The organism is Desulfotruncus alcoholivorax DSM 16058 (assembly GCF_000430885.1).
Lineage (GTDB): Bacteria > Bacillota > Desulfotomaculia > Desulfotomaculales > Desulfallaceae > Desulfotruncus > Desulfotruncus alcoholivorax.
This window is the reverse complement of record NZ_AUMW01000003.1, coordinates 12,347-36,664: the sequence shown is the minus strand read 5'-3', so window position 1 is coordinate 36,664 and position 24,318 is coordinate 12,347. Positions and strand designations below refer to the sequence as shown.

The 24,318-nt window shown below is 39.9% G+C and carries 22 protein-coding genes and 3 tRNA genes; 5 read left to right on the top strand and 20 right to left on the bottom strand.

Annotated elements, in window-relative coordinates:
• Nucleotides 1-18: 18 nt before the first annotated feature.
• Nucleotides 19-1,365: a pyruvate carboxylase subunit B gene (locus tag H569_RS19000; RefSeq protein ID WP_034629287.1), complete on the top strand. Its 1,347-nt coding sequence runs from the start codon at nt 19-21 to the stop codon at nt 1,363-1,365.
• A 214-nt stretch (nt 1,366-1,579) separates the two neighbouring features.
• On the opposite strand, the gene H569_RS0102605 is transcribed toward H569_RS19000, so the two are convergent.
• From H569_RS0102605 to H569_RS0102550, 12 genes are all read right to left on the bottom strand, one after another.
• Complete coding sequence (locus H569_RS0102605; RefSeq protein ID WP_081410847.1) at nt 1,580-2,134, bottom strand: DsbA family oxidoreductase; 555 nt, start codon at nt 2,132-2,134, stop codon at nt 1,580-1,582.
• A gap of 153 nt (nt 2,135-2,287) precedes the next feature.
• Nucleotides 2,288-2,827 (bottom strand): DUF2179 domain-containing protein, encoded by a 540-nt coding sequence (locus H569_RS0102600; protein ID WP_027363695.1) that lies wholly within the window; start codon nt 2,825-2,827, stop codon nt 2,288-2,290.
• 48 nt (nt 2,828-2,875) lie between these two features.
• Nucleotides 2,876-4,054, bottom strand: coding sequence for a glycosyltransferase family 4 protein (locus H569_RS0102595; RefSeq protein WP_027363694.1), 1,179 nt, complete (start codon nt 4,052-4,054; stop codon nt 2,876-2,878).
• Between the two features lie 89 nt (nt 4,055-4,143).
• Nucleotides 4,144-5,019: a radical SAM protein gene (locus tag H569_RS0102590; RefSeq protein WP_027363693.1), complete on the bottom strand. Its 876-nt coding sequence runs from the start codon at nt 5,017-5,019 to the stop codon at nt 4,144-4,146.
• Between the two features lie 93 nt (nt 5,020-5,112).
• On the bottom strand, nt 5,113-5,385 hold the full coding sequence (locus H569_RS0102585) for a late competence development ComFB family protein (RefSeq protein ID WP_027363692.1): 273 nt from the start codon (nt 5,383-5,385) through the stop codon (nt 5,113-5,115).
• A 114-nt stretch (nt 5,386-5,499) separates the two neighbouring features.
• Nucleotides 5,500-6,597: a 6-phosphofructokinase gene (locus tag H569_RS0102580; protein WP_027363691.1), complete on the bottom strand. Its 1,098-nt coding sequence runs from the start codon at nt 6,595-6,597 to the stop codon at nt 5,500-5,502.
• Nucleotides 6,594-7,358: an alpha/beta fold hydrolase gene (locus H569_RS0102575; protein ID WP_238492453.1), complete on the bottom strand. Its 765-nt coding sequence runs from the start codon at nt 7,356-7,358 to the stop codon at nt 6,594-6,596. Before H569_RS0102575 ends, H569_RS0102580 begins: the two co-directional genes overlap by 4 nt.
• Before the next feature lie 259 nt (nt 7,359-7,617).
• Complete coding sequence (locus H569_RS22695) at nt 7,618-7,764, bottom strand: hypothetical protein (RefSeq protein WP_169726442.1); 147 nt, start codon at nt 7,762-7,764, stop codon at nt 7,618-7,620.
• Between the two features lie 51 nt (nt 7,765-7,815).
• Nucleotides 7,816-10,563, bottom strand: coding sequence for a UPF0182 family membrane protein (locus tag H569_RS0102565; protein ID WP_034629285.1), 2,748 nt, complete (start codon nt 10,561-10,563; stop codon nt 7,816-7,818).
• A 30-nt stretch (nt 10,564-10,593) separates the two neighbouring features.
• Entirely contained in the window at nt 10,594-10,779 is a 186-nt protein-coding gene (locus tag H569_RS0102560) for a hypothetical protein (RefSeq protein ID WP_027363688.1), read from the bottom strand.
• A 108-nt stretch (nt 10,780-10,887) separates the two neighbouring features.
• Nucleotides 10,888-11,913: a hypothetical protein gene (locus H569_RS0102555; protein WP_027363687.1), complete on the bottom strand. Its 1,026-nt coding sequence runs from the start codon at nt 11,911-11,913 to the stop codon at nt 10,888-10,890.
• A gap of 42 nt (nt 11,914-11,955) precedes the next feature.
• Nucleotides 11,956-12,888, bottom strand: coding sequence for a D-alanine--D-alanine ligase (locus tag H569_RS0102550; RefSeq protein ID WP_027363686.1), 933 nt, complete (start codon nt 12,886-12,888; stop codon nt 11,956-11,958).
• A gap of 147 nt (nt 12,889-13,035) precedes the next feature.
• Here H569_RS0102550 and H569_RS0102545 point away from each other — a divergent pair.
• Nucleotides 13,036-13,111 (top strand) — tRNA-Trp (locus H569_RS0102545).
• 161 nt (nt 13,112-13,272) lie between these two features.
• Here H569_RS0102545 and H569_RS0102540 read toward each other — a convergent pair.
• From H569_RS0102540 to fusA, 3 genes are all read right to left on the bottom strand, one after another.
• Nucleotides 13,273-13,348: transfer RNA gene (locus H569_RS0102540), tRNA-Lys, on the bottom strand.
• A gap of 15 nt (nt 13,349-13,363) precedes the next feature.
• Nucleotides 13,364-13,438 (bottom strand) — tRNA-Gln (locus H569_RS0102535).
• 261 nt (nt 13,439-13,699) lie between these two features.
• Nucleotides 13,700-15,724: an elongation factor G gene (gene fusA, locus H569_RS0102530; RefSeq protein ID WP_027363685.1), complete on the bottom strand. Its 2,025-nt coding sequence runs from the start codon at nt 15,722-15,724 to the stop codon at nt 13,700-13,702.
• Between the two features lie 250 nt (nt 15,725-15,974).
• Between fusA and spoVB the strand changes: the two genes are divergently transcribed.
• Nucleotides 15,975-17,531, top strand: coding sequence for a stage V sporulation protein B (spoVB, locus tag H569_RS0102520; RefSeq protein WP_027363684.1), 1,557 nt, complete (start codon nt 15,975-15,977; stop codon nt 17,529-17,531).
• On the opposite strand, the gene surE is transcribed toward spoVB, so the two are convergent.
• The 4 genes from surE to H569_RS0102500 form a co-directional block, all read right to left on the bottom strand.
• The gene (gene surE, locus H569_RS0102515) at nt 17,526-18,308 is read right to left on the bottom strand and encodes a 5'/3'-nucleotidase SurE (RefSeq protein ID WP_027363683.1); all 783 of its coding nucleotides are present in this window, start codon (nt 18,306-18,308) and stop codon (nt 17,526-17,528) included. The two genes, spoVB and surE, sit on opposite strands and share 6 nt — an antisense overlap.
• 19 nt (nt 18,309-18,327) lie before the next feature.
• Nucleotides 18,328-18,516: a YpmA family protein gene (locus tag H569_RS0102510; RefSeq protein WP_027363682.1), complete on the bottom strand. Its 189-nt coding sequence runs from the start codon at nt 18,514-18,516 to the stop codon at nt 18,328-18,330.
• Nucleotides 18,517-18,534: 18 nt separating this feature from the next.
• Nucleotides 18,535-19,095 (bottom strand): GTP cyclohydrolase I FolE, encoded by a 561-nt coding sequence (gene folE, locus H569_RS0102505; protein WP_027363681.1) that lies wholly within the window; start codon nt 19,093-19,095, stop codon nt 18,535-18,537.
• 151 nt (nt 19,096-19,246) lie between these two features.
• Nucleotides 19,247-20,329: a tetratricopeptide repeat protein gene (locus H569_RS0102500; RefSeq protein WP_169726441.1), complete on the bottom strand. Its 1,083-nt coding sequence runs from the start codon at nt 20,327-20,329 to the stop codon at nt 19,247-19,249.
• A gap of 196 nt (nt 20,330-20,525) precedes the next feature.
• On the opposite strand from H569_RS0102500, the gene H569_RS23300 reads away from it, so the two are divergent.
• Nucleotides 20,526-20,660, top strand: coding sequence for a hypothetical protein (locus tag H569_RS23300; RefSeq protein WP_257720080.1), 135 nt, complete (start codon nt 20,526-20,528; stop codon nt 20,658-20,660).
• Nucleotides 20,661-20,746: 86 nt separating this feature from the next.
• Nucleotides 20,747-21,145 carry a TIGR04086 family membrane protein gene (locus tag H569_RS0102490; RefSeq protein WP_027363679.1) on the top strand — a complete coding sequence of 133 codons (399 nt, stop codon included), beginning with the start codon at nt 20,747-20,749 and terminating at the stop codon, nt 21,143-21,145.
• A gap of 348 nt (nt 21,146-21,493) precedes the next feature.
• Here the strand turns inward: H569_RS0102490 and H569_RS21160 are convergent, their stop codons facing one another.
• Complete coding sequence (locus tag H569_RS21160) at nt 21,494-24,265, bottom strand: helicase C-terminal domain-containing protein (protein ID WP_051273157.1); 2,772 nt, start codon at nt 24,263-24,265, stop codon at nt 21,494-21,496.
• Nucleotides 24,266-24,318 lie beyond the last annotated feature (53 nt).

The window sequence follows — 24,318 nt, the reverse complement described above, 5'->3', positions numbered from 1 at the left end:
AGTCTGGAGGGGTAATTAATGACTGAACCGAGAAAGGTTTTGATTTGCGACACCACAATGCGGGATGGCCATCAATCGCTGCTGGCCACCCGTATGCGCACAGAACATATGCTTCCCATTGCTGAGAAAGTTGAACAAGTTGGATTTTATTCAATAGAAATTTGGGGCGGGGCAACTTTTGATACCTGTATGCGTTTCTGCAACGAGGATCCCTGGGAAAGGCTGCGCGCTGCACGCAAGCACTTCAAAAATAGTAAACTGCAAATGTTGCTTCGCGGTCAGAATGTTGTTGGATATAAGCACTATGCTGATGATGTTTTGGAGGAATTCATTAAACGAACAGTTGACAATGGACTGGATATCTTCCGTATCTTTGACGCGCTAAACGATACCAGAAATATGGAAAAAGCTATCGAGTATGTAAAACGGGAAGGTGCACACGCCCAAGGAACTGTTGTTTATACAATAAGTCCCGTTCATGACTACGACTTTTACATGCGCATGGGCGCTGAACTAAAGGAAATGGGTGTGGATTCACTATGTCTTAAGGACATGGCAGGAATATTGGCACCTATGCCTGCTTATGAAATTATCAAGGGTTGGAAGGAAAACCTGGGCCTCATGGTTCAATTGCACTGCCATTACACCAGCGGCATGGCCTCTATGACCTATTTGAAGGCAGTAGAAGCCGGCGTAGACGTACTGGATTGTGCAGTATCATCAATGGCTCTACAAAGCTCACAGCCTGCCACTGAAAGCATGGTTGCTGCTCTTAAAGATACTCCTTATGACACAGGTTTGGACCTTGGACTGCTATCCGAGATTTCCCAGTACTTTAGAGAGGTACGTGCAAACTATGCTGAATTCGACAACGCCAGCTGCAGCCCTGATACAAACGTATTGACCTATCAGATACCCGGCGGTATGATATCAAACTTTATTGCACAGTTAAAAGAACAAAATGCTCTGCACAAGTTGCCGGAAGTATTGGCTGAAGTACCCAGGGTCAGGGAAGATTTCGGGTATCCTCCACTGGTTACTCCGTCCAGTCAAATTGTCGGTGCCCAGGCTGCTTTAAACGTGGTGCTTGGCCAGCGTTATATGATAGCAACTGACGAGGTTAAGAACTATATGCGCGGGTATTACGGGCGTCCTCCGGCACCAGTAAACGAAGAAGTCAGGAAAAAGATTATCGGTGACGAAAAGCCAATTGACTGCCGTCCGGCTGATTTAATTGAACCTGAGCTGCCCAAAGCCCGGGAAGCATGCGAGCCATATAAGCGCCAGGAAGAAGATGTTGTTTCAATGGCAATTTTCCCTCAGGTTGCCAAAGCGTTTTTTGAAGCTCGCAACGGCAAGGAATAGAAGAAGGATAGTTTAATATATGGATGCAGGTATCGCTCCTGCATCTTTTTTTAAAAAACAACTTCCGATAATAGATATTATGTAAACTAATAACTTTTTAAAGGGTAGAGGAGACTGTTTTTTTATTTATAGTTTTTGCAAAAGTGAATTAAAAAAAGAAAGCCCAAGGATTTTATTATAATCCTTGGGTTGTTCTTATTATTAACTTTTTGATTCAGGATTGATTCAGGCTTTTCTCTAAGGCATTTTGAAATCTGCTATACGGCTGAGCACCTGTGATGCGAAAGTTATCTGCAATAATAAATGTAGGTATAGCTGTGATATTATTTTTTATAGCTGCGTTACGGTTCTGTTCAACAACTTCAGCATAAGTTTGGTTTCTTAAATCTTTTTCAAGTTTATCCTTATCCAGTCCAATTTCCCGGGCCAGATTTAGGAGAATCATAATATTTCCAATATCCTGTCCTTCAGCAAAATAAGCTTTAAACAAGCGGTCATGAAACTGAGAAAATTTACCATGTGCATGTGCAAATTCACTCGCTTCCAGAGCCAATCTGGTATTGGGCAGGAAGTCATTACGTTTAAAGCTGATGCCGTATGGTGCACCATTATCATTTAAATTGCGGTTCATTAGATCAATGTCAACATCAGGCAGTAATTCTGCGATTTTAACTCCACTCTTGGGTGTTTCCGGGTGCAGCTCAAAACCTATCCATTTTTCCATGAGATTATATTCAGTTTTCAACCTTTCGACAATACCTTTGCCGATAAAGCAAAATGGTCACGCATAATCGGAAAATATAGTTATGTTAACTGGTTTCATCTTTTAACCCCTTTTAAACTATTTTATGTAAACTAAAATTTATGTTAACCTAAATTTTCATGGAGGAACATTTGCTCCCTCATGAGAACATTCAGTTTATTATTTCCCTTTTTTTACCGGGAAGATCCCACCGTGAATTCTTTTTGCATCAGAAACATTGAAAAAGGCATTTGGACACGTTTTGTTGATAATATGAAGCGCCCTATTTAAATCTTTCCTTTTTATCAGAACAAAAAGAATCATTCTCTCCCCATCTCTTCCGAACCCATTGACGCAGGTAACGCCAAAGCCTTCGTTTCGAAATAGTTCTGTAAAATGATTAACTAGGTTATTAGGTGGAAAGATTTGAATTGATAGGTAACCCATAGCAAGTCTCTCTTCAATAAGGCTTCCAATAAAGTTACCTGTTGCAAATCCTCCAGCATAAGCAATTATTTTGCCCGGGTCAGTAAGACCTCCCTTTAAAACTTCATTTAAGGCCAGTACAAATACAGAAACCTCAAAAAAACCGATAACAGCCGCAATTAACCTGCGATCTCGCATCAACATCAAAACCCGTAGAACATCCAGGGACATGTCTATAACTCTAGCGCAAAAAATAAACAAATAGCCAGATATTACTGGCAGCCAGACTTCCACAATAACCCTCCATCAAGTTTCAATTATGGTAAGCTTATTCTTAAATTGTTAAGTTGGAAAACTTTGAAGCTTTGTGTTGTTTTTATTAGCATCAATAATATCGTAATAACTATGTAACAGTAAATTCGCGCAGCTTCGTGAAGATATCTTTTCTGCATTGATTATAGCATTTTTACTCATTTCATTCCTTAGATCTTCATCGGTCAAAACTTTAATAGCTTTATCAACAAACTTATCCGTGTCTAAATCAGTGAGAAAACCATCTATATTATTCTCAACCATTTCCGAAATACCAAAAGCCTTTACAGCGACAACCGGCAATCCTGCTGCCTTTGCTTCGCCCACAACTAACCCCTGCGTTTCTGTAACTGATGCAAATACAAATAGATGTGCGCTGTTATATGCTTTTACCATTTCTTCTTTGTTTAATGTTCCTGTAAAAATTACTTTATCACTTATACCCAAAATTTCGCACTGGTTAGATAACGATTCCCTTTCTGGACCGTTTCCTACAAGGACTAATCTGGTATCCGGAAATAAATCACTTATGCGTTTGTAGCTATTAATAAGAAATGAAAAATTTTTCTCTTTGCCCAGTCGCCCTACGCTTATAAGCAACTTACAGGATGGGTCTATATTAAACTTTTGAAAAAGCCAGTCCTTTTGATTAATCTTAAATTCACTGACATTAATACCTGTCGGAATTGCTTTAATATTGCTTTTAACGCCCCAATTAATAAGTCGTTCGCCAACGACAGACGTCGGTACAATTATGAGATCACAATTGTTACAAAAATCAGTGCAAAATTTTTTGGTGATCTCCCGGGTAATATTTTGGCCAATAGGGATGTAATGAACATACTGATCATACAGGGTATGAAAAGTAAAAACCAGTGGAACGTTAAGTTTTCTTGCATACTTTGCCCCCAGACGGCCCAGTAAAAAAGGTGAGTGTACATGAATGATATCCAGGTTTAATTTTTTTAGGGTTGGACGAAGTCTTATTGAAAAAGGCATAGCCAGGGCATATTCATGATTTGTCGGCGCCGGTATTGATGAAAACCGAAAAACGCCGTATTCCTTTTTACAATTAGGGTAGTCGGGAGCAAAGATATATGTTTTATGTCCTTGAGCTCGGAATTCTTCAGTAAAAGTTTCAATAGAACGTACTACACCACTGGTATATGGCCGATAGCTATCGGTAAATACTCCGATTTTTAGGCCCAACGAATCTCACCATCCCTTAAGAGGTAGCCCTGCGGTGACAAGACGAAATTCTTTAACCGCACTATTTATGTTAACAAGGTTTTTGATGTTTATAATCCTCTAATATAATCGGGTCTGAGCGGAATCTTTTCCGGTTCTGTAATAGCCCGATCTAATACACCCATGATATTAGCTTTATCCCGGTTCAAAACACCGCGCAGTGGCAAATAATTTGAGGCATGATTAGTCCGAAAAACACATTTAGTTAAATTGGTGTTTTCGATTAATAACTTTAGTTCTTTTAATATTCCCCGGGAATCTGGTATAACAAACGTGCCTTGCTGAACTTTATTATAAAGAGGAGTATTGGGCACAACCATTAACGTTAGAGCCCCTAAATATGTAGGGTCAATTTCGGTTAGCACTTTACCTGTATCAATAGCATGTTCTTGCCACAACTCAGTTCCGCCAAGTCCATTAATTACCGTGACAGATAGTTCAAACCCGGCTTGAAGTGCCTTACTCCCGGCCTCTATCATTTGCCGTGAGGTTACTCCTTTACAAACTGCATTTAGAATCTGATCATTACCGCTTTCAACACCCAAATACAAAAGTTTAATACCCGAAGAACAAATTTCCTTTAGCTCTTCCGTTGATTTTCCCAAAATATCTTTGGGGCCGGCGTACATACTTATTCTTTCTAATCCTGGAAACATCTTGAAAAGGTAACTGGCGGTATCTTGAATAAGTTGTGTCGGCGTTGCCAGCGCATCTCCGTCAGCTAAAAAAACTCGGTTAATATCTTTAAGCTGCTCTACACAAGTGTCGATATCGTTTTTTATTTCTTCCCAGGTTTTAATCCGAAACTTTTTCCCTTTATACATGCCGCAAAAGGTGCATGCGTTATGGCGGCACCCCAAAGTAAGTTGCAGAATTAAACTAAATGCTTCGCTTGGTGGCCTAAATACAGGTGGTTCAAGGTGCATGTCCAAAACCTCCGCTAAGCAAAAAACATATTAAATGGAAATTTATGTTTAATGATATTTATATGCCAATCTGATAAATTTATTAACGCCATATTAATGTCTGGGATTTTTTTGTACTATTTGGATAGCAGATGTTAGTGCTGCAATTACTTGTGCTTTGCCACCTATTTGATCGTAAACTGCTTTAGTATATATACGACCATGGTCCGTCACGACGTATTTAACAGGCAAGTTGTTTAACGCTAAAGCCATTATATCGTTGCGACACCGCTCGCACCTGCAAGTGCTCGGGTTTTTTAAAATATAACTATCAAGAACTTCGTCTATAAGCTCCTTAACGGCGACTTCAGGATAATTGATAATCATCTTTATATCCTACCTCCTTTGTCCATGGCCGTAATTGGCAAATTTTTAGGATAAACCTCCATGCCGCTAACTAGGCATCAGAAGGATAAAAAAAGTATGCGGCTACTGTAACCTTTAATCGCCCAAACATATTCCTAATTGTCTTGCAACTTTAACCAACTCACCGTGTACGGGTACATTATGAAGTTCGCCAATTGCTTGTTCCAAAGGTACATCTTCAATGTTCTGCCCTTTTAAACATACCATCCGCCCAAATTTTCCTTCTGCCAGCAGGTTAACTGCACCTGTTCCGTAGCGGGTAGCCAGAATCCGGTCATAGGCCGTAGGTGACCCGCCCCTTTGCAGGTGCCCTAAAACAGTAACCCTGGTTTCTTTTCCTGTTAGGGATTCTATTTGCTGGGCAATAACATTGCCTATACCGCCCAGGCGCACAGGGTCAAAGCTGTCTTCAACACGCTTATTCACCACCATTTCGCCTCCAATAGGTTTGGCGCCTTCAGCAACCACTATAATACTGAACTTTTTCCTTTCCTGGCTTCGCGCGTTGATTTTTTCTGCGACTATATCAATATTATAGGGTATCTCCGGAATAAGAATAACATCTGCTCCGCCTGCAAGCCCGGAGGCTAAGGCAATCCACCCTGCATACCGGCCCATAACTTCCAGCACCATGACACGGTGGTGTGATTCGGCTGTGGTATGTAATTTGTCAATAGCTTCAGTTGCAGTGGTCAGCGCGGTATCAAAACCAAACGTTTGGTCTGTTGCCGATAAGTCATTATCAATAGTCTTAGGGACACCCACAACTTTCAATCCTTTGTCATATAGTTCTTTCCCTATTGAAAGGCTGCCGTCCCCACCAATAACTACCAGCGCTTCGATTCCATGAATGCTTACGTTTTCAAAAATTCTGTCTGAAACATCAACAAAAATTTTTTCGTTACCTTTAACGACCGGGTAATGAAAAGGGTTATCTCTGTTAGTTGTTCCGAGGATTGTTCCACCCCTTGGCAAAATGCCTACTACATCGTTTTCTGTCAGCTCTCTAACCTGATTTTTTATCAGGCCACCAAAACCGTTTTCAAAACCTAATACCGTCATACCATATTCTCGCACGGCTGTTTTAACAACAGCCCTAATTACAGCATTCAGACCCGGAGCGTCGCCCCCTCCGGTTAAAACGCCAATTCTTCTTACCGCTGGTCTATTCATTTGTTTTCACTTCTTTCTGTGATAAATTGTTCAATTTTTATGTTAACTTCTTGAGGTCTTTCCAGCATCATCATGTGTCCCGCATGATCAATTATATCTACTTTGGAATTTTGGATCTTCTCAGCCAGATATAGACTATATTTTGCTGGAGTCAGTTTGTCTTGTGAAGCCCCAATGATAAGACATGAGCTGTTAATCAAATGTAGTCGATCCACAATATCGAAACTGTCACAGGCTTGGAAATCTTTATAATAAACTTCTGCATCGGTTACTTCCATTTCCTGTCTTGCTCTTGCCAGCATTTCTTTAGACGTATCGCTACCGTATGCAAAATCAATCATTTGGGGAAACTTTTTGCCCGAAGCAAAAGTTTCCAGCATTACAGGGGCAACCCTTAATTTTGCTCCTGTTCCGATTAGTATAATTCCTTGCAACTCTTCTGAGTAGTTTAAAGCAAAATCCATAACAATGGCACCGCCCATGGAGTGCCCTGCCAGGTAAAAACCGGTGCCGACAACATGCCTGCTGAAATTATATACAAAATCGGTGTATTCTTCTAGTTTATTCGTGGCTGTTCCACCCGACGATCCATGTCCGGGCAAATCCAGTGCTACAGTTAAATACTTTTCACCCAGTCCTTCTACCTGGTTAATCCAGTGCTTATGGTTGCCTCCTGCACCGTGCACAAAAACTATTGCACATTCTGGATCTCTTTTAGGCATTTTTACAGCATAATGATAAACAGTACCATCAATAACCACATTGGGCAAGGTAATCCCTCCTGCTTAAAAAAAACTACCGGCTTCCTACCGGTAGTAAGGTTATTTTAGGACGGTAACCGGTTTGCTAGTGTTTCAGTGTAATTATTATGTTCAATCACTAGCAGTGTTGCTATTCAGTATTCAGGAGTCAGAATTCTGTAGTCAGAATGCCCCAAGCCCTGTTCTCTCATTCTGGCTCCCGGCTCCTATCACATAAGTAGTTACAGATGCTGAATAGTTACGTTACATTATATTTAGTTTAATGATGGGAATCACATGAGTGCTTCTGTACTTCAGTTCCTTCGTATTTCTTCCAGGCATTGGCAAACGCGGCGCAAACAGCCAGCATACCAACAGTAGTAACAATACCAAAAATTATTGCCTGCCACCAGGTTCCGAAAAACATTAAACTCATCTCCTTTACTTGATAAAAATCATATTTAGATCATATTTAACTTTATTGTTTAACAGATTCAGACATAGCTCCTAAAACTTCTTTTAGCTTACTTATTGCCTCGCCATAGCCGGCCCAATCTCCGTTCTTTAACCTATCCTGGGCTTGGTTATATAAGTCATTGGCCTGGTTTATCAGTTCCTGTATGGTATTTGTTTGATCAGTCCTTGGCTCTGTTGCAACAGATTCTTGCCCGGTTTTAACAGGTGTACCAAAAATTTTATTTAGAGCCATATCAAGTGTAGGTTCCATTACCACTTTATCTCCATGGGCTACGACAACCCGCCGCAATTCAGGCATTTTGCTTTGTTCAGCCTGCAAGTAAATTGGTTCCACATAAAGCAGTGAGTTCTTGACCGGTATAACTAACAGGTTACCCCTAATTACCGACGATCCCCGTTGATTCCACAGGGTTAACTGTTGAGAAATTGTTGTGTCTTGATCAATTCTGGCTTCGATTTGCATTGGACCGTAGACCAGCTGTTGCTTGGGAAACTCATAAACCAATAGATCACCATAGTTGGGGGCATCTGATCTGGCAGCCATCCAAGCAATCATATTTGTTTTATTCTTTGGTGTAAAAGGCAAGATTAAAACATATTCAGGATTTGTGCCGTCGGGCAATCTGGTAATGGTGTAATATGGCTCCATATTCTCTTCCTGGTCAAAGAACTTTTCAGTGGGAAGATTCCATTTATCTTCTTGATTGTAAAACATTTCAGTATCAGTCATGTGATAAACGGCATATTTTTGGGCCTGGATATTAAACAAATCAACCGGATACCGAATATGTTTTTTTAAATCACCAGGCATTTGTTCAATAGGCTTAAAAACTCCGGGGAAGATTTTTTCATAAGTTTTAATAACAGGGTCTGTTTTATCGCTAACATAAAAGTCAACTTGTCCGGTATAAGCGTTTATAACAACTTTAACGGAATTGCGAATGTAATTTGCATTATTATTAAATGGCTCTGAATAAGGGTACATGTCGGAAGTAGTATAAGCATCCCACATCCATTGGAGGTTACCGGCATCATCCAAAACGATATAGGGATCGCTGTCAAAACTAAGGAACGGTGCCAACTTCCTTGGAACTCTCTCTTTAATGTTACGGTAATAAAGAAATTGACTAGAATTTTGCAAGTCAGTAGCAAGTAGTATTTTGTAATCGGCAAAGGCCAGGGCAAATATTGCTCTTCTAAACAATCCCCCGGTTTTTACCCCATAGCTACCCCTATACGTTGAATAGGCATTTTCATTTCCACCAATGGGATAGTCAAATTCCTTTGTTTTTGTGTTAACAATAACGTAACTATCGGTTAATTCTCCAAAGTATACTTCCGGCCGTGCTACCTTTTTATTAATACTGCTGGCAGGTGGTATGTTTTGGATAAAGAAATTGGGCAACCCTTCACTGGTCATTTCATTTACCGGATTCATGGCAATTCCATAACCATGCGTGTATTTTAAACGCATGTTAATCCAAGTCTGGGCTTGCTCCGGCAATTGCTTCTGGTCAAGTTCCCTGGCTGCCAACATGACCTGCCTGTATTGATTATCTATTTTATAGCGGTCAATATCAATATTTTTCAAATCATAATATGGTCTTATCTCTTGTAATTGCCCGTATGTTTGAGTCAACGGCCTCCAGTCCCACAGCCTGATATTGTTAATAATTCCCTGGCTGTTTTCTATATCCTGACCGGATAAAACATTTCCTGCCGGGAATGGCTTGGTTGCAACTTTGTCCAGTCCATATGCTAACCTGGTATACTTAATCGAATTTGCAATATAGGGTGATTCCCTGTTTAATTCGTTGGGTTTTACCAATAGGCTCTGTATAAGTGCCGGGTAAACTCCGCCAAGTATTATTGACGCCAATAATAAAATACCAATGCTATAGAGTACTAATCTAAATTTGCGCATAAACAAATTGATTAAAATAATAATGGCAACAGCAATAGAAATTAATAACAATGCCTTAAAGGCTACCAATCTGGCGTGTATGTCCGTATAACCCGGCCCAAAAACAACGCCTGTGTTGGAATATAAAAGCATATATTGTTCCAGGCGAAACCCCCAGGCGCGGGCAAGGAAGAATAAAACTGCCAGGAAAGAAAAATGGACCCGGGCCCCAATTGAATTAAACAGTTTACCAAGGCCGTTTCTACCGGTTTCGGAAATGAAATAAACCAGGCCGATGCTGAAGGCAGCTATTATTATAAACCAGGTTACCAGTCTGTAAATGAACTGGTAAAAAGGCAGTTTAAAGACATAGTAACCAATATCTTGATTAAAAATGGGATCGCTTAAACCAAAAGCTGTTGCGTTTATAAATTTTTGAATTATTACCCAGTCCCCGGTTATAGCGGTGCTGATAAAAAGTCCAAGCACTGCACTTATAGCCAGGTAAGTTACTGTTAACAACCTTGGGGTTAAATATTTGCTAACCGGCGATTGATATAAGTTGATAACGTCTTCACTTTCAAAATACTGTCTTGAAGAAATAGCTTGCAAAACGTACTTTCTAGTAAACAATAAGTTTATAAAGATAAACAGAAAGGCACTTAAGCCTACTAAAACTCTTAGCCCTATTTCTGATAATAAGATGGTTTTAAAAATGCTTGCATAACCGAGAGACCCGAACCAAAGCCAGTCCAAGTAAAGATTTGCAAACCATTTGGCCATAAATAAAAATAAAATAATAGCCGTTATTGTTACAATGGTTAACCACTTAAGCCCTTTCCGCACAGGAAACCTCCTTAAAAGTGACCTCATTCCTTACATAGGCTTAGGTACTTTTTTCGCATCGTCAGCCTCATGCCTGATCTTGGCCTCGCATAACTGGCAAAAGGACGGTGTCTTCTTGGGAAGATCTTCTTCTTCGAGGTAAGGATTTTTATTGCTTTCAATAACATGATCAGGGTCAAATAATCTACCGCACATAATACATTTTTTTTCCGCCATTTTACCTACCTCCGGAATTATGTTTAGTTAGTTGACACTCTGAATTATTATTCTTCGCCGGACAGGGAAATTCCTTCAAATGAAATATGGTGCTTTTATTCAGGATGATTAAAAATATTTCCTTAGCCCTTCGGCTATTGATTCAGGCAGTGCCACTGTCCAAGGATCATCGTGTAAAACCTGCATGTGAGTAATATCGCTGCCTACCAGAGGGAATATTGTAAATCTGCCTACAATTCTTACATGGATACTATACCCGGTATCCTTGACGCCGGCGAAATAAATCGCCGCATTAAATGATACAATATTAATGCTATGATAATAATTTATTATATTCTTTAAACCTGTTGCCAATTCTTCCAGGTCTTTCTCAGCAAGTTCATTAATAGTTTGTTTACCGGGCAAGATCCCTATAACTTCTCCTACATGTCGCGGTGCAAACGCGCTTACCCAGTGCACTCCTCCTGTTTGACCCAGGTATCTGTCTCCATTATCTTTTTCGGCAGCTATCAGGTCTGCCCAATAATTACTTCGCTTATTCTGATAGTATTTAGCGGATGCATCTAATAATTGTTTATCAAAAGTACACGGCTCCGATCCCGCCAAAACTTGCAAATGTGGATGAACTAAAGATCCCCCGGAATAAGGCATATAGTTCCAGTTAATTGATGAATAGGCAGCTCCTGCCGGGTCAACGGATGCGGCTTTTTGTAAATATGCAAGGCCGGCCTTAAAACTATCTACCATTAACTTAGTGTCTATTTCTTCCATTGGTATATAGTGACGTGTAGACATAACAACAACTGAAGCGTATTTTTCATACGGGTTTAGATTTGGGATGGCAACAGCGTCGCCTACCCTTATTCGCCCTTCGGGGACAAAATCCGGAGTAAACTTAGGGGTTACAGTTTCTAAAACTTCAGGGCAAAAGGGACAAAACCTTTTTTTTGATTCCTCAACAAATGGAGTCCAATCGTGACGATGCAAAATTAAATTTCTAAAAGGAAATATCCGGGATATCTTACCCGTTAAGGGGTCCCAGCGAATTTCAGTTTCCACTGTTTGGGGTTCAAAATTTTTCCTTGGATCCAAATAGGATGATTTATTTATTACCTTTTTAAATTCAATTGACATAGCGGCCCTCCTGCATGTCTACGGAATCTTTACTGATTCCGTTTATTTTTTTACAGCTAAATCTACAATCTTCTTAACTAACTCTTCAAAGGAAATTCCTGCGGCTTTGGCTGCATCAGGAAAAAGACTGGTCTCAGTCATGCCGGGGATCGTATTCACCTCTAATGCAAATGCTTTTCCAGACGCATCAACCATGAAGTCCACCCTGGCCAACCCCCTGCATCCTACTGCCTGAAAAGTCTTTATCGCCAGTTTTTTTATCTGTTCTTGCAGCTCATCATTAATTCTGGGGGGAATAATATGGTCGCTAAGCCCTACTGTATACTTGGCTTTATAATCATATACCCCTGTTGCTGACACAATTTCAATTAGTGGAAGTGCTTGTGGGTTTTCGTTGCCAAGCACGGATGCAGTAATTTCTATCCCTTCAATCAATTTTTCTACCAGAGCATTTTCATCGTATTTAAATGCTTCTTCAAAAGCGCTGTTCAACTGTTCCATTGTATGAACAAAGGATATACCAATGGTTGATCCCTGAGTTGCTGCTTTGATGACCACCGGTAGGCCAAGTTTTTGAACGTTGGGGGCAATTAAGCCGGGTTTGTTGTAATATTCCCACCTTGACACGGTAAAATAGTCGGGAGTCGGAATACCTTCATAAGCCATAATTTTTTTTGTGGCAATTTTATTAATGGCAGTTGCACTGGCTAAAACGTCAGAACCTGTATAGGGTATGCCTAAAATCTCTAATAGGCCTTGGATGGTACCGTCTTCCCCATATTTTCCATGTAAGGCCAAAAAGGCTAATTCAATGTTATTTTCTTTGAGCTTTTCTGCGATATTTTTATCAACATCAATTTTAACAGCATTATATCCATTTTTTAAAATAGCTTGATAAATAGCCTCACCTGTTCTTAATGAAACTTCTCTTTCCGCAGAAAGACCACCACACAAAACGCCGATTCTGGGGCCCATTCAGCCACCTCCAAAAATAATAGTCCTACCTGTAGTTAAATATATTCGTTTAGGTTCACAAAAATCCTTTATGCACCACATATTTCCCTTGACTGGGGCAAAATATTAATTTATAATATCCTTGCTGTGCTAGTTGTAATGGTTTTTAGGGGAGTAGCTCAATTGGTAGAGCAACGGTCTCCAAAACCGTGGGCTGCGGGTTCGAGTCCTGTCTCCCCTGCCAGGTAAACCAGTAATCGCAATGTTATGCGGTTACTGGTTTATTTTATTATGCCACTTTGGCAGCTACTGATCAAAATTCCTAAGTGATATGGGAAGGGTTAGAACCAAGAAATATTGAAAAACTGGGCTGTATAAAGCCCAGTTTTAGAAAATAAGCAGTAATGGTGGGCCATGAAGGAATCGAACCTTCAACCTGACGATTAAGAGTCGCCTGCTCTGCCAATTGAGCTAATGGCCCAGTAAGGTAGTGTTATGGCTGGGGCGGATGGATTCGAACCATCGAATGGCGGAGTCAGAGTCCGGTGCCTTACCGCTTGGCTACGCCCCAACAGCTAATTAAGTCTGCTTTATCATACCTCAGTATTTTAACATAAATATTTTAAATTTGCAAAATGCAATATTTTTATAATTTAAATGTTTATTTTCATTCACCCGTTATTACTAAATACGTCTCCCGTTTGCTATTGCTTCTGTAACCTTGATGGCACTCAGGCTTTCTTAAAAAGAGTCGGGTGCAATGACTATTTTATCCAATCGGTTCACTCTTTGCATATAGTTAAGGGCTGGATTTACATCCAGCCCTTGATAATTATTTACTCTCAGCCTCAGCCTCGGCTTTGGCTTTTTTAATGATATCCTCGGCAAGTTTGGCGGGAACTTCTTCGTAGCTGTAGAACTCCATTTTAAACTGGCCGCGGCCCTGGGTCATAGACTTTAAATCATTGGCGTATTTAAACATTTCAGACATGGGAACATGGGCCTTGATAAGCGTTCCGTCTTCAACCTGATCGGTGCCGAGAACACGCCCGCGCTTGGTGTTGAAGTCGCTGATGATGTCGCCCATAAACTCATCTGGTACCGTTACTTCCACATAATTAATGGGTTCCAGCAGGACAGGCTTGGCGTTCGGTATACCCTTTTTAAAAGCCAGGGATGCCGCAATTTTAAAAGCCATTTCTGACGAGTCAACGCTGTGATAAGACCCGTCATATAGCGTTGCTTTTACTCCGACTGTGGGGTAGCCCGCTAATACACCTTCCAGTAAGGATTCTCTTAAACCTTTTTCTACCGCCGGGAAGTAGTTGCGCGGCACGGCACCACCAAATACTTCCTCATGAAATTCAAAATCACCTTCTGCCAGGGGTTCGAAGCGGATCCAAACGTGACCGTACTGCCCGCGACCGCCGGATTGTTTCTTATGCTTACCTTCCACTTCAACTTTTGATCGTATTGTTTCACGGTAAGGAACCTTGGGTTCTTCTACAGTTACATCAACACCGTAGCGGCGTTTAAGATTGCTGATGGCGATGTTAACGTGAGCTTCCCCAATCCCTGTTAAAATGGTTTGTTTGGTAACGGTGTTCTTTTCAACTTTTAAAGAAGGATCTTCTTCCAAAAGCTTATTGACTGCATCTCCTAATTTATCCTCGTCGTTCTTACTCTTAGGCGCAATAGCCAGTGTGTAGTTGGGTACCGGGAAATCGATTCCTTCAAGTTTTTCCTTTTTATCTTTATCGCAAAGCGTGTCGCCGGAAGATGTATCTGTCAGTTTTACAACTACAGCTAAATCTCCACATGGAACTATAGGGGTTTGCTCGGAATGCTTGCCGCGCACATATAATACCTGGCCAATTTTCTCATTCTTTTCCTTGGTGCTGTTATACACCTGTGAATCGGCTTTTAAGGTGCCGCGGAATACACGGATGAAATTCATTCTGCCCACATAGGGGTCAGCCAGGGTTTTAAATACCAGAGCAGCCAGCGGCCCTTCCTCGCACTGAGGAGCAGGAAGGTATTGGGCTAAGAATACCATTAATTCATTTATGGCCATGTTTTTGGTTGCAGAACCACAAAGGACAGGAACGACTTTAGCGTTGGCAATACTTTTTTGTAAGCCGTCGATAATCTCTTCCGGTGTCAATTCCTCCCCTTCCAGGTACTTCATGGTCAGGTCGTCGTCACCTTCGGCTGCTGCCTCAATCAGTTTTTCCCGGTATTCTTCCAGCTGGTCTTTCAGGTTATCGGGTATGGTGATTTCTTTAGCCTTGCCGTTATTGTCATACTCATAAGCTTTTTGAGCAAGAACATCAACAGTTCCCTTAAAATCAAGGCCGTCACCAATGGGGAAATTAATGGGCGCAAAATTTGCACTAAATTTCGCATTTAAATCATCCATTAATTTTTTGAAACTTGCATTTTCCCGATCCATTTTATTAATAAAAGCAACCTTGGGCATATTGGCCTTCTGGGCGGATTTCCAAATTAATTCATGCTGAACCTGAACACCGTCAACTGCTGAAAAAACAAACATTGCAGTGTCGGCAACCCTTAGTGCCCCTCTGACCTCACCTATGAAGTCAGAAAAGCCCGGGGTATCCATTAAATTTAATTTAGTGTTATTTATTTCAATGGGGATTAAACTGGTATGAACAGTGGATTGACGCTGGGCCTCTTCGGGATGGTAATCTGCAACGGTGGTCCCGTCTTCAACCCGGCCTATTCTGTTTATAACCCCAGTATCAAATAGCATGGTTTCAACCAGAGATGTTTTTCCTACGCCACCGTGACCAACAATGCAAATATTGCGCAGCTGTTCAGTACTATAATTCTTCAAGATACTTGCCTCCTTTTGTAAATAATGGTTTCCCTCCAACCCATTTTCTATACTTTATCTGCTGCAAAAAATTCCATTTATTGGTTTTAAACACAAAAATAGCCCACAAGGGCTCCCTGGCCGCAGCAAATACGGGTTTCAACTAACTTTTATCTTTTCTACAAATTGTTTTTAAATTCCTGTGTAGTTAAAAAAATATTTTAATTATAAGCGACATAAACATATTTTAGTAAATCTCGGGGTGGTTAACGTGGCTAATAGTTCTTTCTTACAAGGTGCTATGGTGTTGCTTGTTGCAGGTTTAATCAACCGGTTGGTTGGCTTCCTCTACCAAATTGGGATGATGCGCTTAATCGGCCCTGAGGGCGTTGGGCTGTTTAATATGGTTTTTCCGGTGTATATCATGGTTCTTGTTCTGGCTACAGCCGGCATACCGCTGGCTATTGCAAAGCTGGTAGCCGAAGAGGTAGCTAAAAAAAATTTATCCAGTGCTTGCCGTATTTTTAAAATATCATTTTTATTACTTGCATGTTCAAGTATTTTTTTTACAGCTTTGCTGCTTGTTGGTGCTCCCTTTTTGAAAAATCATGTTTTTGCCAATCCCAAAGTATATAACTGCTTTTTGTGTTTAATTCCCGGTGTATTAATTGTTTCTATAAGCTCTGCGTTTCGAGGATTCTTTCAAGGGTTGCAACAAATGGGGCCGACAGCTGTTTCACAAGTTATAGAACAATTAGTTAGAGTTTTTACCGGTTTGTTTTTTGCCTCACTAATGCTCCCCCGGGGAATTGAGTATGCAGCTGTGGGGTTATCATTAGGTGTAGTTATCGGGGAACTGACGGGGTTAATTATTATGTTGCGGATATATGCCAGGCAGAAGCCGCGAATTGTGTATAGGGGTTCAGCCAGGTTTGGGTTAATAGATATGTTGACAAGAATTTTTAATCTTGCCATCCCGGTTACGCTTACCCGTTTTGTTGCAACAGCACTAATGTCAGTTCAGACTGTAATCATTCCGCAAAGGCTTTATGTTTCAGGTCTATCACTATCACAAGCAACCAAGGAATATGGTCAATTGGTTGGTATAGCAGAATCGCTGCTCTTTATTCCCGGTGTTGTTACAATGGCCCTGGCTACTGCATTGGTGCCGGCAATGTCTGATGCTATGGCTTTAAAAAATATGAGTTTAGTTCGGGTCAGGATTGCAGATGCCGTTCGCATTGTCATGCAGGTTGGGGTACCTGCAGCATTTTTCTTTCTTATTCTTTCGGACGAGCTCTGTGGCGCCTTATTTGGTTACCCGACGGCAGGAGGCATTTTGAAGATATTAGCATTATCCGGTCCATTTTTATATTTGCAACAGGCTATAACCGGCATACTGCAAGGGATTGGTAGGGCGGATGTACCATTTAAAAATTTACTTTTATCGTCCACGGTTAGTATAACTGGCATCTATTTTCTAACCGCTCTACCTGAACTTGGTATCAAAGGAAGTGCAATCGCCATAGGAACAGGCTTTATTATTATGGCCTTATTGAACACTTTTGGCCTGTACAGGTTAACTGGTTTTTCCATCGGGTTGCGGTATAACGTAATCAAACCGGTATTATGTTCCATAGGGATGTATATTGTAATAGGCTACATTAAGGCTTTTCTAAAAACCTACGGTACGGGTGAAGGTTTTATTTTATTTATATCCTTCTTTATAGGTAGTTGTGTATATTTGTCTTTAATGCTAATTAGTGGTGGAATAAATAACCAGGATAAGGATAAGTTTAAAAGAATTTTTAAATTTATAAATCTATAACGAAGATTCTCCGATTAATCCAATTATTTTTTCCATTTCACCAATTCCGTTAAAATCAGTTAAATCAAAATGCAATGGTGTAATTGAAATAAAACCATTATTAACAGCATCAAAATCTATATCTGCGTCAAATTTGGGTCTTTCCGGCGTCATGTCTTTAGGCTCACCAGCCATCCAGTAATAAACGCCTCCCCGCGGGTCAATTCTCTTATGGAATACATTTTCGTAACGTCTGTTGCCCAATCGTGTTACTTTGACACCTTTGGGTGAGCCCGGTGGGACATTGATATTGATTAAAGAACATCCACGCTGAAACTTGTTTTCTGTTATTACTGGTACTACCCTGGCGGCAAACCGGGCAGCAGATTCAAAATCTTTGTTTTCGTATGTTGCAAGTGAAATCGCTACAGAGGGGATGCCGTTAATTATGCCTTCGATGGCAGCGGAAACAGTGCCGGAATATAAAACATCAGTACCCAAATTAGCACCCCAGTTTATTCCCGAGATAACAATATCTGGTGTATCATCCATCAATGCTTCTATACCCAGCTTTACACAGTCAGCAGGGGTGCCGTTGACGGACCAGCCGGTCGTGCCGTCGGAAAAGCTAATCTGCTTAGGCCTTAGGGGCTTATGAACAGTTATACCATGACCTGTACCGCTTCTTTCGCGGTCAGGGGCAACAACAAGAACTTCGCCCAAGGGATCTAGAGCTTGCTTTAGCTTCAAAAGCCCCGGGGCATTAATTCCATCGTCATTGCTAATAAGGATACGCATTTTTACCTCCACAAGAAATCTAAAATTCATATATAGTAATGGTCATAAAGTCATCTTCATTATTTTTTGTAAGGCCAAACATTATATTATATTTCTCTTTCAAAGTTTTATTTAAGAAATCCACAATTCTATACATTTCTTCGTAAGATGAAAATGATTTTTGAGCAATTGGAATTAATTTTTCTTGTTTGGAAACTTCGTTATCCAATTAATGTTCCTCCTTGTGCTATTTCCCGATTAATGAAAAAGCTTCAGCTCTTGTGGCCTCACTTCGTTGAAACTGGCCGCGGACAGCTGATGTTATTGTTTTTGATCCCGGCTTTTTGACACCGCGTAAAGTCATGCACATATGTTCAGCTTCAATGACAACAAGGACACCATGCGGGTTGAGCTTTTTCATTATTGTGTCCGCTATTTGGCTGGTTAATCTCTCCTGAAGTTGGGGCCGCTTGGCATAACCTTCCACGACACGTGCCAATTTAGATAAGCCGGTCACGTTTCCTTTGCGGGGAATATATGCTACGTGGGCTTTACCATAAAAAGGCAGCAGGTGATGCTCGCACATAGAATAGATAGGGATGTCTTTAACTAAAACCATTTCCTCATGTTCTTCGGAAAACATTTTGGACAAGTGCTGTTGGGGGTCTTCCCAAAGTCCACAAAAAATCTCACTATACATTCTTGCAACTCTGGCCGGTGTTTCCCTTAATCCTTCCCTTTCAGGATCTTCGCCAATGGCTTCTAAAATCATTCTTACCGCAACTTCAACTTTTTCTCTGTCAACCATATATCTCTATCTCGCTCCTTTTAAAAAACTAACATATATTACATTAAAATATTATAACTCGACATTTATACTTTAAATTATTTCTCTATTTTTGCGGTTCGTCCTGCAAAAAATAATAAACAAAAAGCGGGTGCTTTTTCGCACCCGTGATTTAGCCTGCTAAACCCAACGCTTTTCGGTAGCTTGCAGCAGCCTCACTTGTCCTTCCCAGTTCATTTAGCAAGTCTGCTTGGATTCCCCAGATCTCAATATCGTCGTATTTTGATAAAATTAATTCACATAGATCCAATGCATCTTCGTATCTATTATGTTTTATCAGGCAATGAATCTTGTTTTTTAATATTTTGTTTTGATTACCTGCATCTCTTTCAATTGAATAAGCTTTTTCGTATTGTCTTATGGCTTCCTTTGACTTGCCCTTGATTTCCTGGCACATGGCTAAATTATTGATTAATAGAGCATCGCCGGGATTGTTCTTTACAGCAGCAATAAAGCAACTCTCAGCTTTGTCCAGCTGGTTTGTTTTAACATAACAGGCTGCCAAATTGTTTAATACGATATAATCATTGGGAGCAAGCCCGCGAGCCAGTTCGTAGCACGTTTGCGCTTCCTCAAACCTGTTTAAACAAAATAAACTGTACCCTTTATTATTTAATAGTTCAAGGCTGTTTAACCCCGCGCTTTGAGCCTCAATATAATATTCTAGCGCTGTAGTGTGGTTGTCCAGTTTACTATAAGCCAAAGCGGTGTTAAACAACAAATTGGAATCATTTTTGCTGTTTTTCAGATCTTGCAAAAATATTTGCAATGCTTCATTAACATAGCCCCTTTCAAGTAATCCCAGCCCAACATCGTTTAATACCGGCTGTTTCACCGGCCATTTTCTTACTACACCTGCCAAATCATCCCACGGGTTGTTATTTTTATGGTTGTTGTTATGAGTTTCCTTGCCAACTATGTTGGCTTTTTTTGTTTTATCCAACCAGTACAAAAAACTGCCAATGTTTTCGGGTCCTGCAGCTTTTTTCCAATGCGTTACCGCTTGATCGACCTGCCCCCCTTTTAGATTTAACCGGCTCGCTTGTAAATTTAATTCTCTATTACGGGGATCCTTGGCCAGTGCCCGGTTTACAATTTTTATCGCACTTTTGTTTGAACCTACTGTTTCCAGGATCAATGCCAAACTGCAAAGAATAAATACGTTAGCTTTAAAACTTTTTAAGTGCTTAAACAATTCTTTCACCCCAAACCACGCCCCTTTCATGTTTGGATAATAATAATTTCTATCTTGTTAATCCCAAACCCTACCAGTAGAACCATAAAATAATAAAACATATTGCGAATATAATTGACAAATTACAAAAAAATAGGATGTAAATAAAGTAGATTTATATTTCATGTTAGATAAATTCCTCAGGAGGTTGTAGCTAATGGCAAAAAAAACAAAGCAAAAAAAATTAATCGGGGAGAAGGAATCCTTTGTGGAAGAGCCAACCGGCTCAGCAACTATGATAAATTTGGATGGCCGTTGGGACAGGGATTTTACTGATCACGAAAAGAATTAAAAAAAACCGGTGCCAAGCCGGTTTTTAAATTGGTATAATACTAAGTTTATTACATAAAAATGATGATAAACGGGAGGTGACTGGATATGGCCGCCATGCGGGAACAAAAAACAGGGGCGTTTTTGAGTGCGAATGCTGTTTTGAAAGGTTTAGTTGCAGCATTGATAATAACAGTAATAGGTTGTGCCTTAATGGGTACAGCATATCATTTGACATCGTTGTCCGAGGCATCTTTACCACGAACGTCTGCTTCACTGTTTTATTTCAGCATATTTGCCGGAAGTATTGTTGCGGCCAAGGAAGCTGCTTATAAGGGTTTTTTGCATGGTGTGATGGTGGCATTGATGTTTGTATTGATTAGCTGGTTAGTAGCTAAATTTTTTATGGGCCTGGGGGTAGGTTTTATCTATACCATTAAGAAAGCATTAATATCAATAGTTTCAGGAGCCATTGGAGGAATTTTGGGGGTTGGACTTTCTAGGTAAGAAATAATTATAGTTTTAACAAAGATATGACATACAAAATTATCCCAGCTGTAATAGTTATTATTCCGATGATTAAACGGAGATTAGTTTTGCGGGTCATTTTTTCACCTCCGTGGTATCGGTATAAATCGGTATAATAGTATATGTTTTGTTGGACTATTTGATAAACAAGTCTAAAAAAGAGAAGCAGGTTTTTACCTGCTTCTCCCTACTTTATAATTTTCATTAACCAATTACGTAGAAAAGAAGGAAGGCGCACGAAATATACCTTCAATTCTCTCACACTCCTTCGCGTTTTATATTAATATATGGTGTAAAGGTTAGGATGTGCTTTGAATTATTAAATGGTTAAATTAACCAGCCAGATATCTTCTTTATAACCGCATCCAATTCACCTGATAGATATGATTTTATGGGTAAAGAGTTCAAAAATACTTTTCCATATTTTTTTGAAGTGATACGTCCATCAAGCACTACCACCAGTCCCCGGTCCCCTTCACTCCTAATTAATCTGCCAAAACCTTGTTTGAAGCGAATAACTGCTCTAGGTAAACTTAGTTCATAAAAACTGTTAAATTCCGGCTGGTTTAATCTTTCCATTTTAGCTTGCATTATTGGCTCATTGGGGGGGCTAAAAGGAAGCTTAACAATGATAACTTGGGCTAAAGAATTACCTGGTATGTCCAAACCCTCCCAAAAACTTGAGGCGCCGAATAAAACATTATTCTCCCCTTTTTTAAATTCACGAACCAACTTTGTTCTACCTCCGTCTATTTTATGACCCAGCAAGCATATGCCTGCATGGTCAAATAACGGTTTGGTTCGATTGTATATTGCTTTTAACATAGAATGTGATGTGAAAAGAACCAGTGTCCTTCCACCCAGACGTTCTGTTAGTGAATAAATTGCTTTTGCAATTGCTTCTGTGTATAGTTTTTCTTCTGCATTATATTGGGGCAAGTTTTCTATTACAGATAAAAAACACTGTTGATCAAAATTAAAGGGCGAATTCACTATTACAGTTTCCAATTGGTTGGGTGGCAGGCTTTCCAGACCCCATTGCTTAATAAGATGGTCAAATTTTTGGTTTACCGATAATGTGGCCGAGGTAAATACGATACCTTTTGCTTTTTTAAAAAGTTTTTCATTTAACAGGTCCCCAATTTCAATTGGCGTGGCATAGAATATACAGTTCATTTCAGGGTGGATCGAACCTTCGGATATTTCCGCCCAGCAAACATAATTATCCGGTGTGCTTTCCCAAATTAATGAAAAATCCTCTTGGAATGTATTTATTTTATCCAGCATGATGCGCAAATCAGCATGGTTAAAACTTTCAAGCATTTGATCTGGTGAGGGTTGGAAACCAAACACATCGATTATAGCTTTGATTTGTGACTTTAGACTTTTTAAGTGGAAAATTAAATTAAAGTAATCCGCTTGGGTTGTCTGGACTATTTCGGAGTCCTGGCTGAGACGTACTTTGGTTATACCAATTCCTGTTTTATGACCAAAATGCTCTGTGCTTGTTCCAATAAAATGTTGGACAAATGTTTTGATAGCTGATTGTAATTCCTTTATGGCATTGTAAGCTGCCAAGAGTAATTTTTTTAGTTCATTATTATTAAAATTTAACAATTTCGTATATGCATTTTGAAAGTACTTGCTTACTGACAATAACCAGTGGTTTAATTCAATAAATGAAATCTTTTTACCCAGATAAATATTTGCCGCTTCTTCAAGATGGTGGGCTTCATCTATGACAAGGGCGTTATAAGATGGCAGTATTTTTACATCAGCAACCAGATCGGAAAAAAGCAAAGAATGATTGGTAATTACTACGGGTGAAATTTCAGCTTGTTGCCTGGCCCGGGAGATGAAACAGCTGCTTTGCCACGTGCATGAGTTACCAAAGCATAATTCGGCATCGGAACAAACCCGTAACCAGTAATAGTTTTCCGGACCCGTGACATTTAATTCGCTTTTATCACCGTTTTTGGTATCCTGCAGCCAAATCAATATCCTTGAAAAAAATATGATGGCACTGGGGTCGTATGTGTTAATGCTAATGCTTGAAATGATATTAAAAAAACGTCTGAGGCAAAGATAATTTTGTCTGCCTTTTAAAAATGCAAAACCAGTGTCAATGTTAAGCATGTTCTGGAGTAAAGGTATATCTTGGTGCCTGATTTGTTCTTGAAGGTTAATAGTATTTGTTGATATAACTGCCTGCTGCTTTGTTTTTATGGCCCATAATAAAGTTGGCAGTAAATACGCTATCGTTTTTCCTGTTCCCGTCCATGCTTCGATAAAACACACTTTCTTTTCTTTCAGCGTCTCCGTGATAATTTTTGCCATTTTAACCTGGCCAGGTCTTAATTTGTAATTAGGTAATTTTTTTGCTAGCTGCCCTTCCTTACCAAGATAGTATTCAATATTCCTATCTGGTAACTCTATCTGACTGTCTCTTTTAACTTCGGGGTTAATATTGATTGCCAAATGATTTTCAAACAGCGGTTCATCATTTTCAGTTACATTAGCGGGTAATTTCTCTAAAACTTCAAACCATGGGGAATTCCCGGCTCTCAAAAGTACTATAAGGTGTTTTAAAACGGTCGAATCCAGTTTGCCGGCGCGCGCAAATAATGCCGAGAGTAATTCAACGGTGGCTATGGTATCATCCATTGCTCTGTGGCAAGGCTGGTGATTAAAATTAAGCTGACTTGCCAAGCCGGATAGACTATAATCGCTAAGATGCGGGAAAAGTATTTTGGTTAGCTCGTATGTGTCTAAATAAGCTGAGAATGGTAGATGGCCTATTGAGCAGGTCAGAAAAGATCTGTCAAACTCAACATTATGTCCCACCATTGGAATTTCATCGATAAAACTAATGATGTCAGGCAAAACTTCGTTAATAGTGGGACTGGCTTCAAGCTCAAGGTCAGTAATTCCCGTTAACCGGGTAATCCTAAGAGGTAGTTTTATTCCCGGGTTAATTAAGGTTTGATAAGTCTCAACTATTTGATAATCTTTAACTTTAATCATAGCAATTTCAATAATCTTATCTTTTTGGGCGTCAAGCCCGGTGGTTTCAAGGTCGCAAACAATATAATTATTCATATTTTTCACTTCCTGATTTTATCCGTATGTTGTATTATTCTTGGAAGACGATT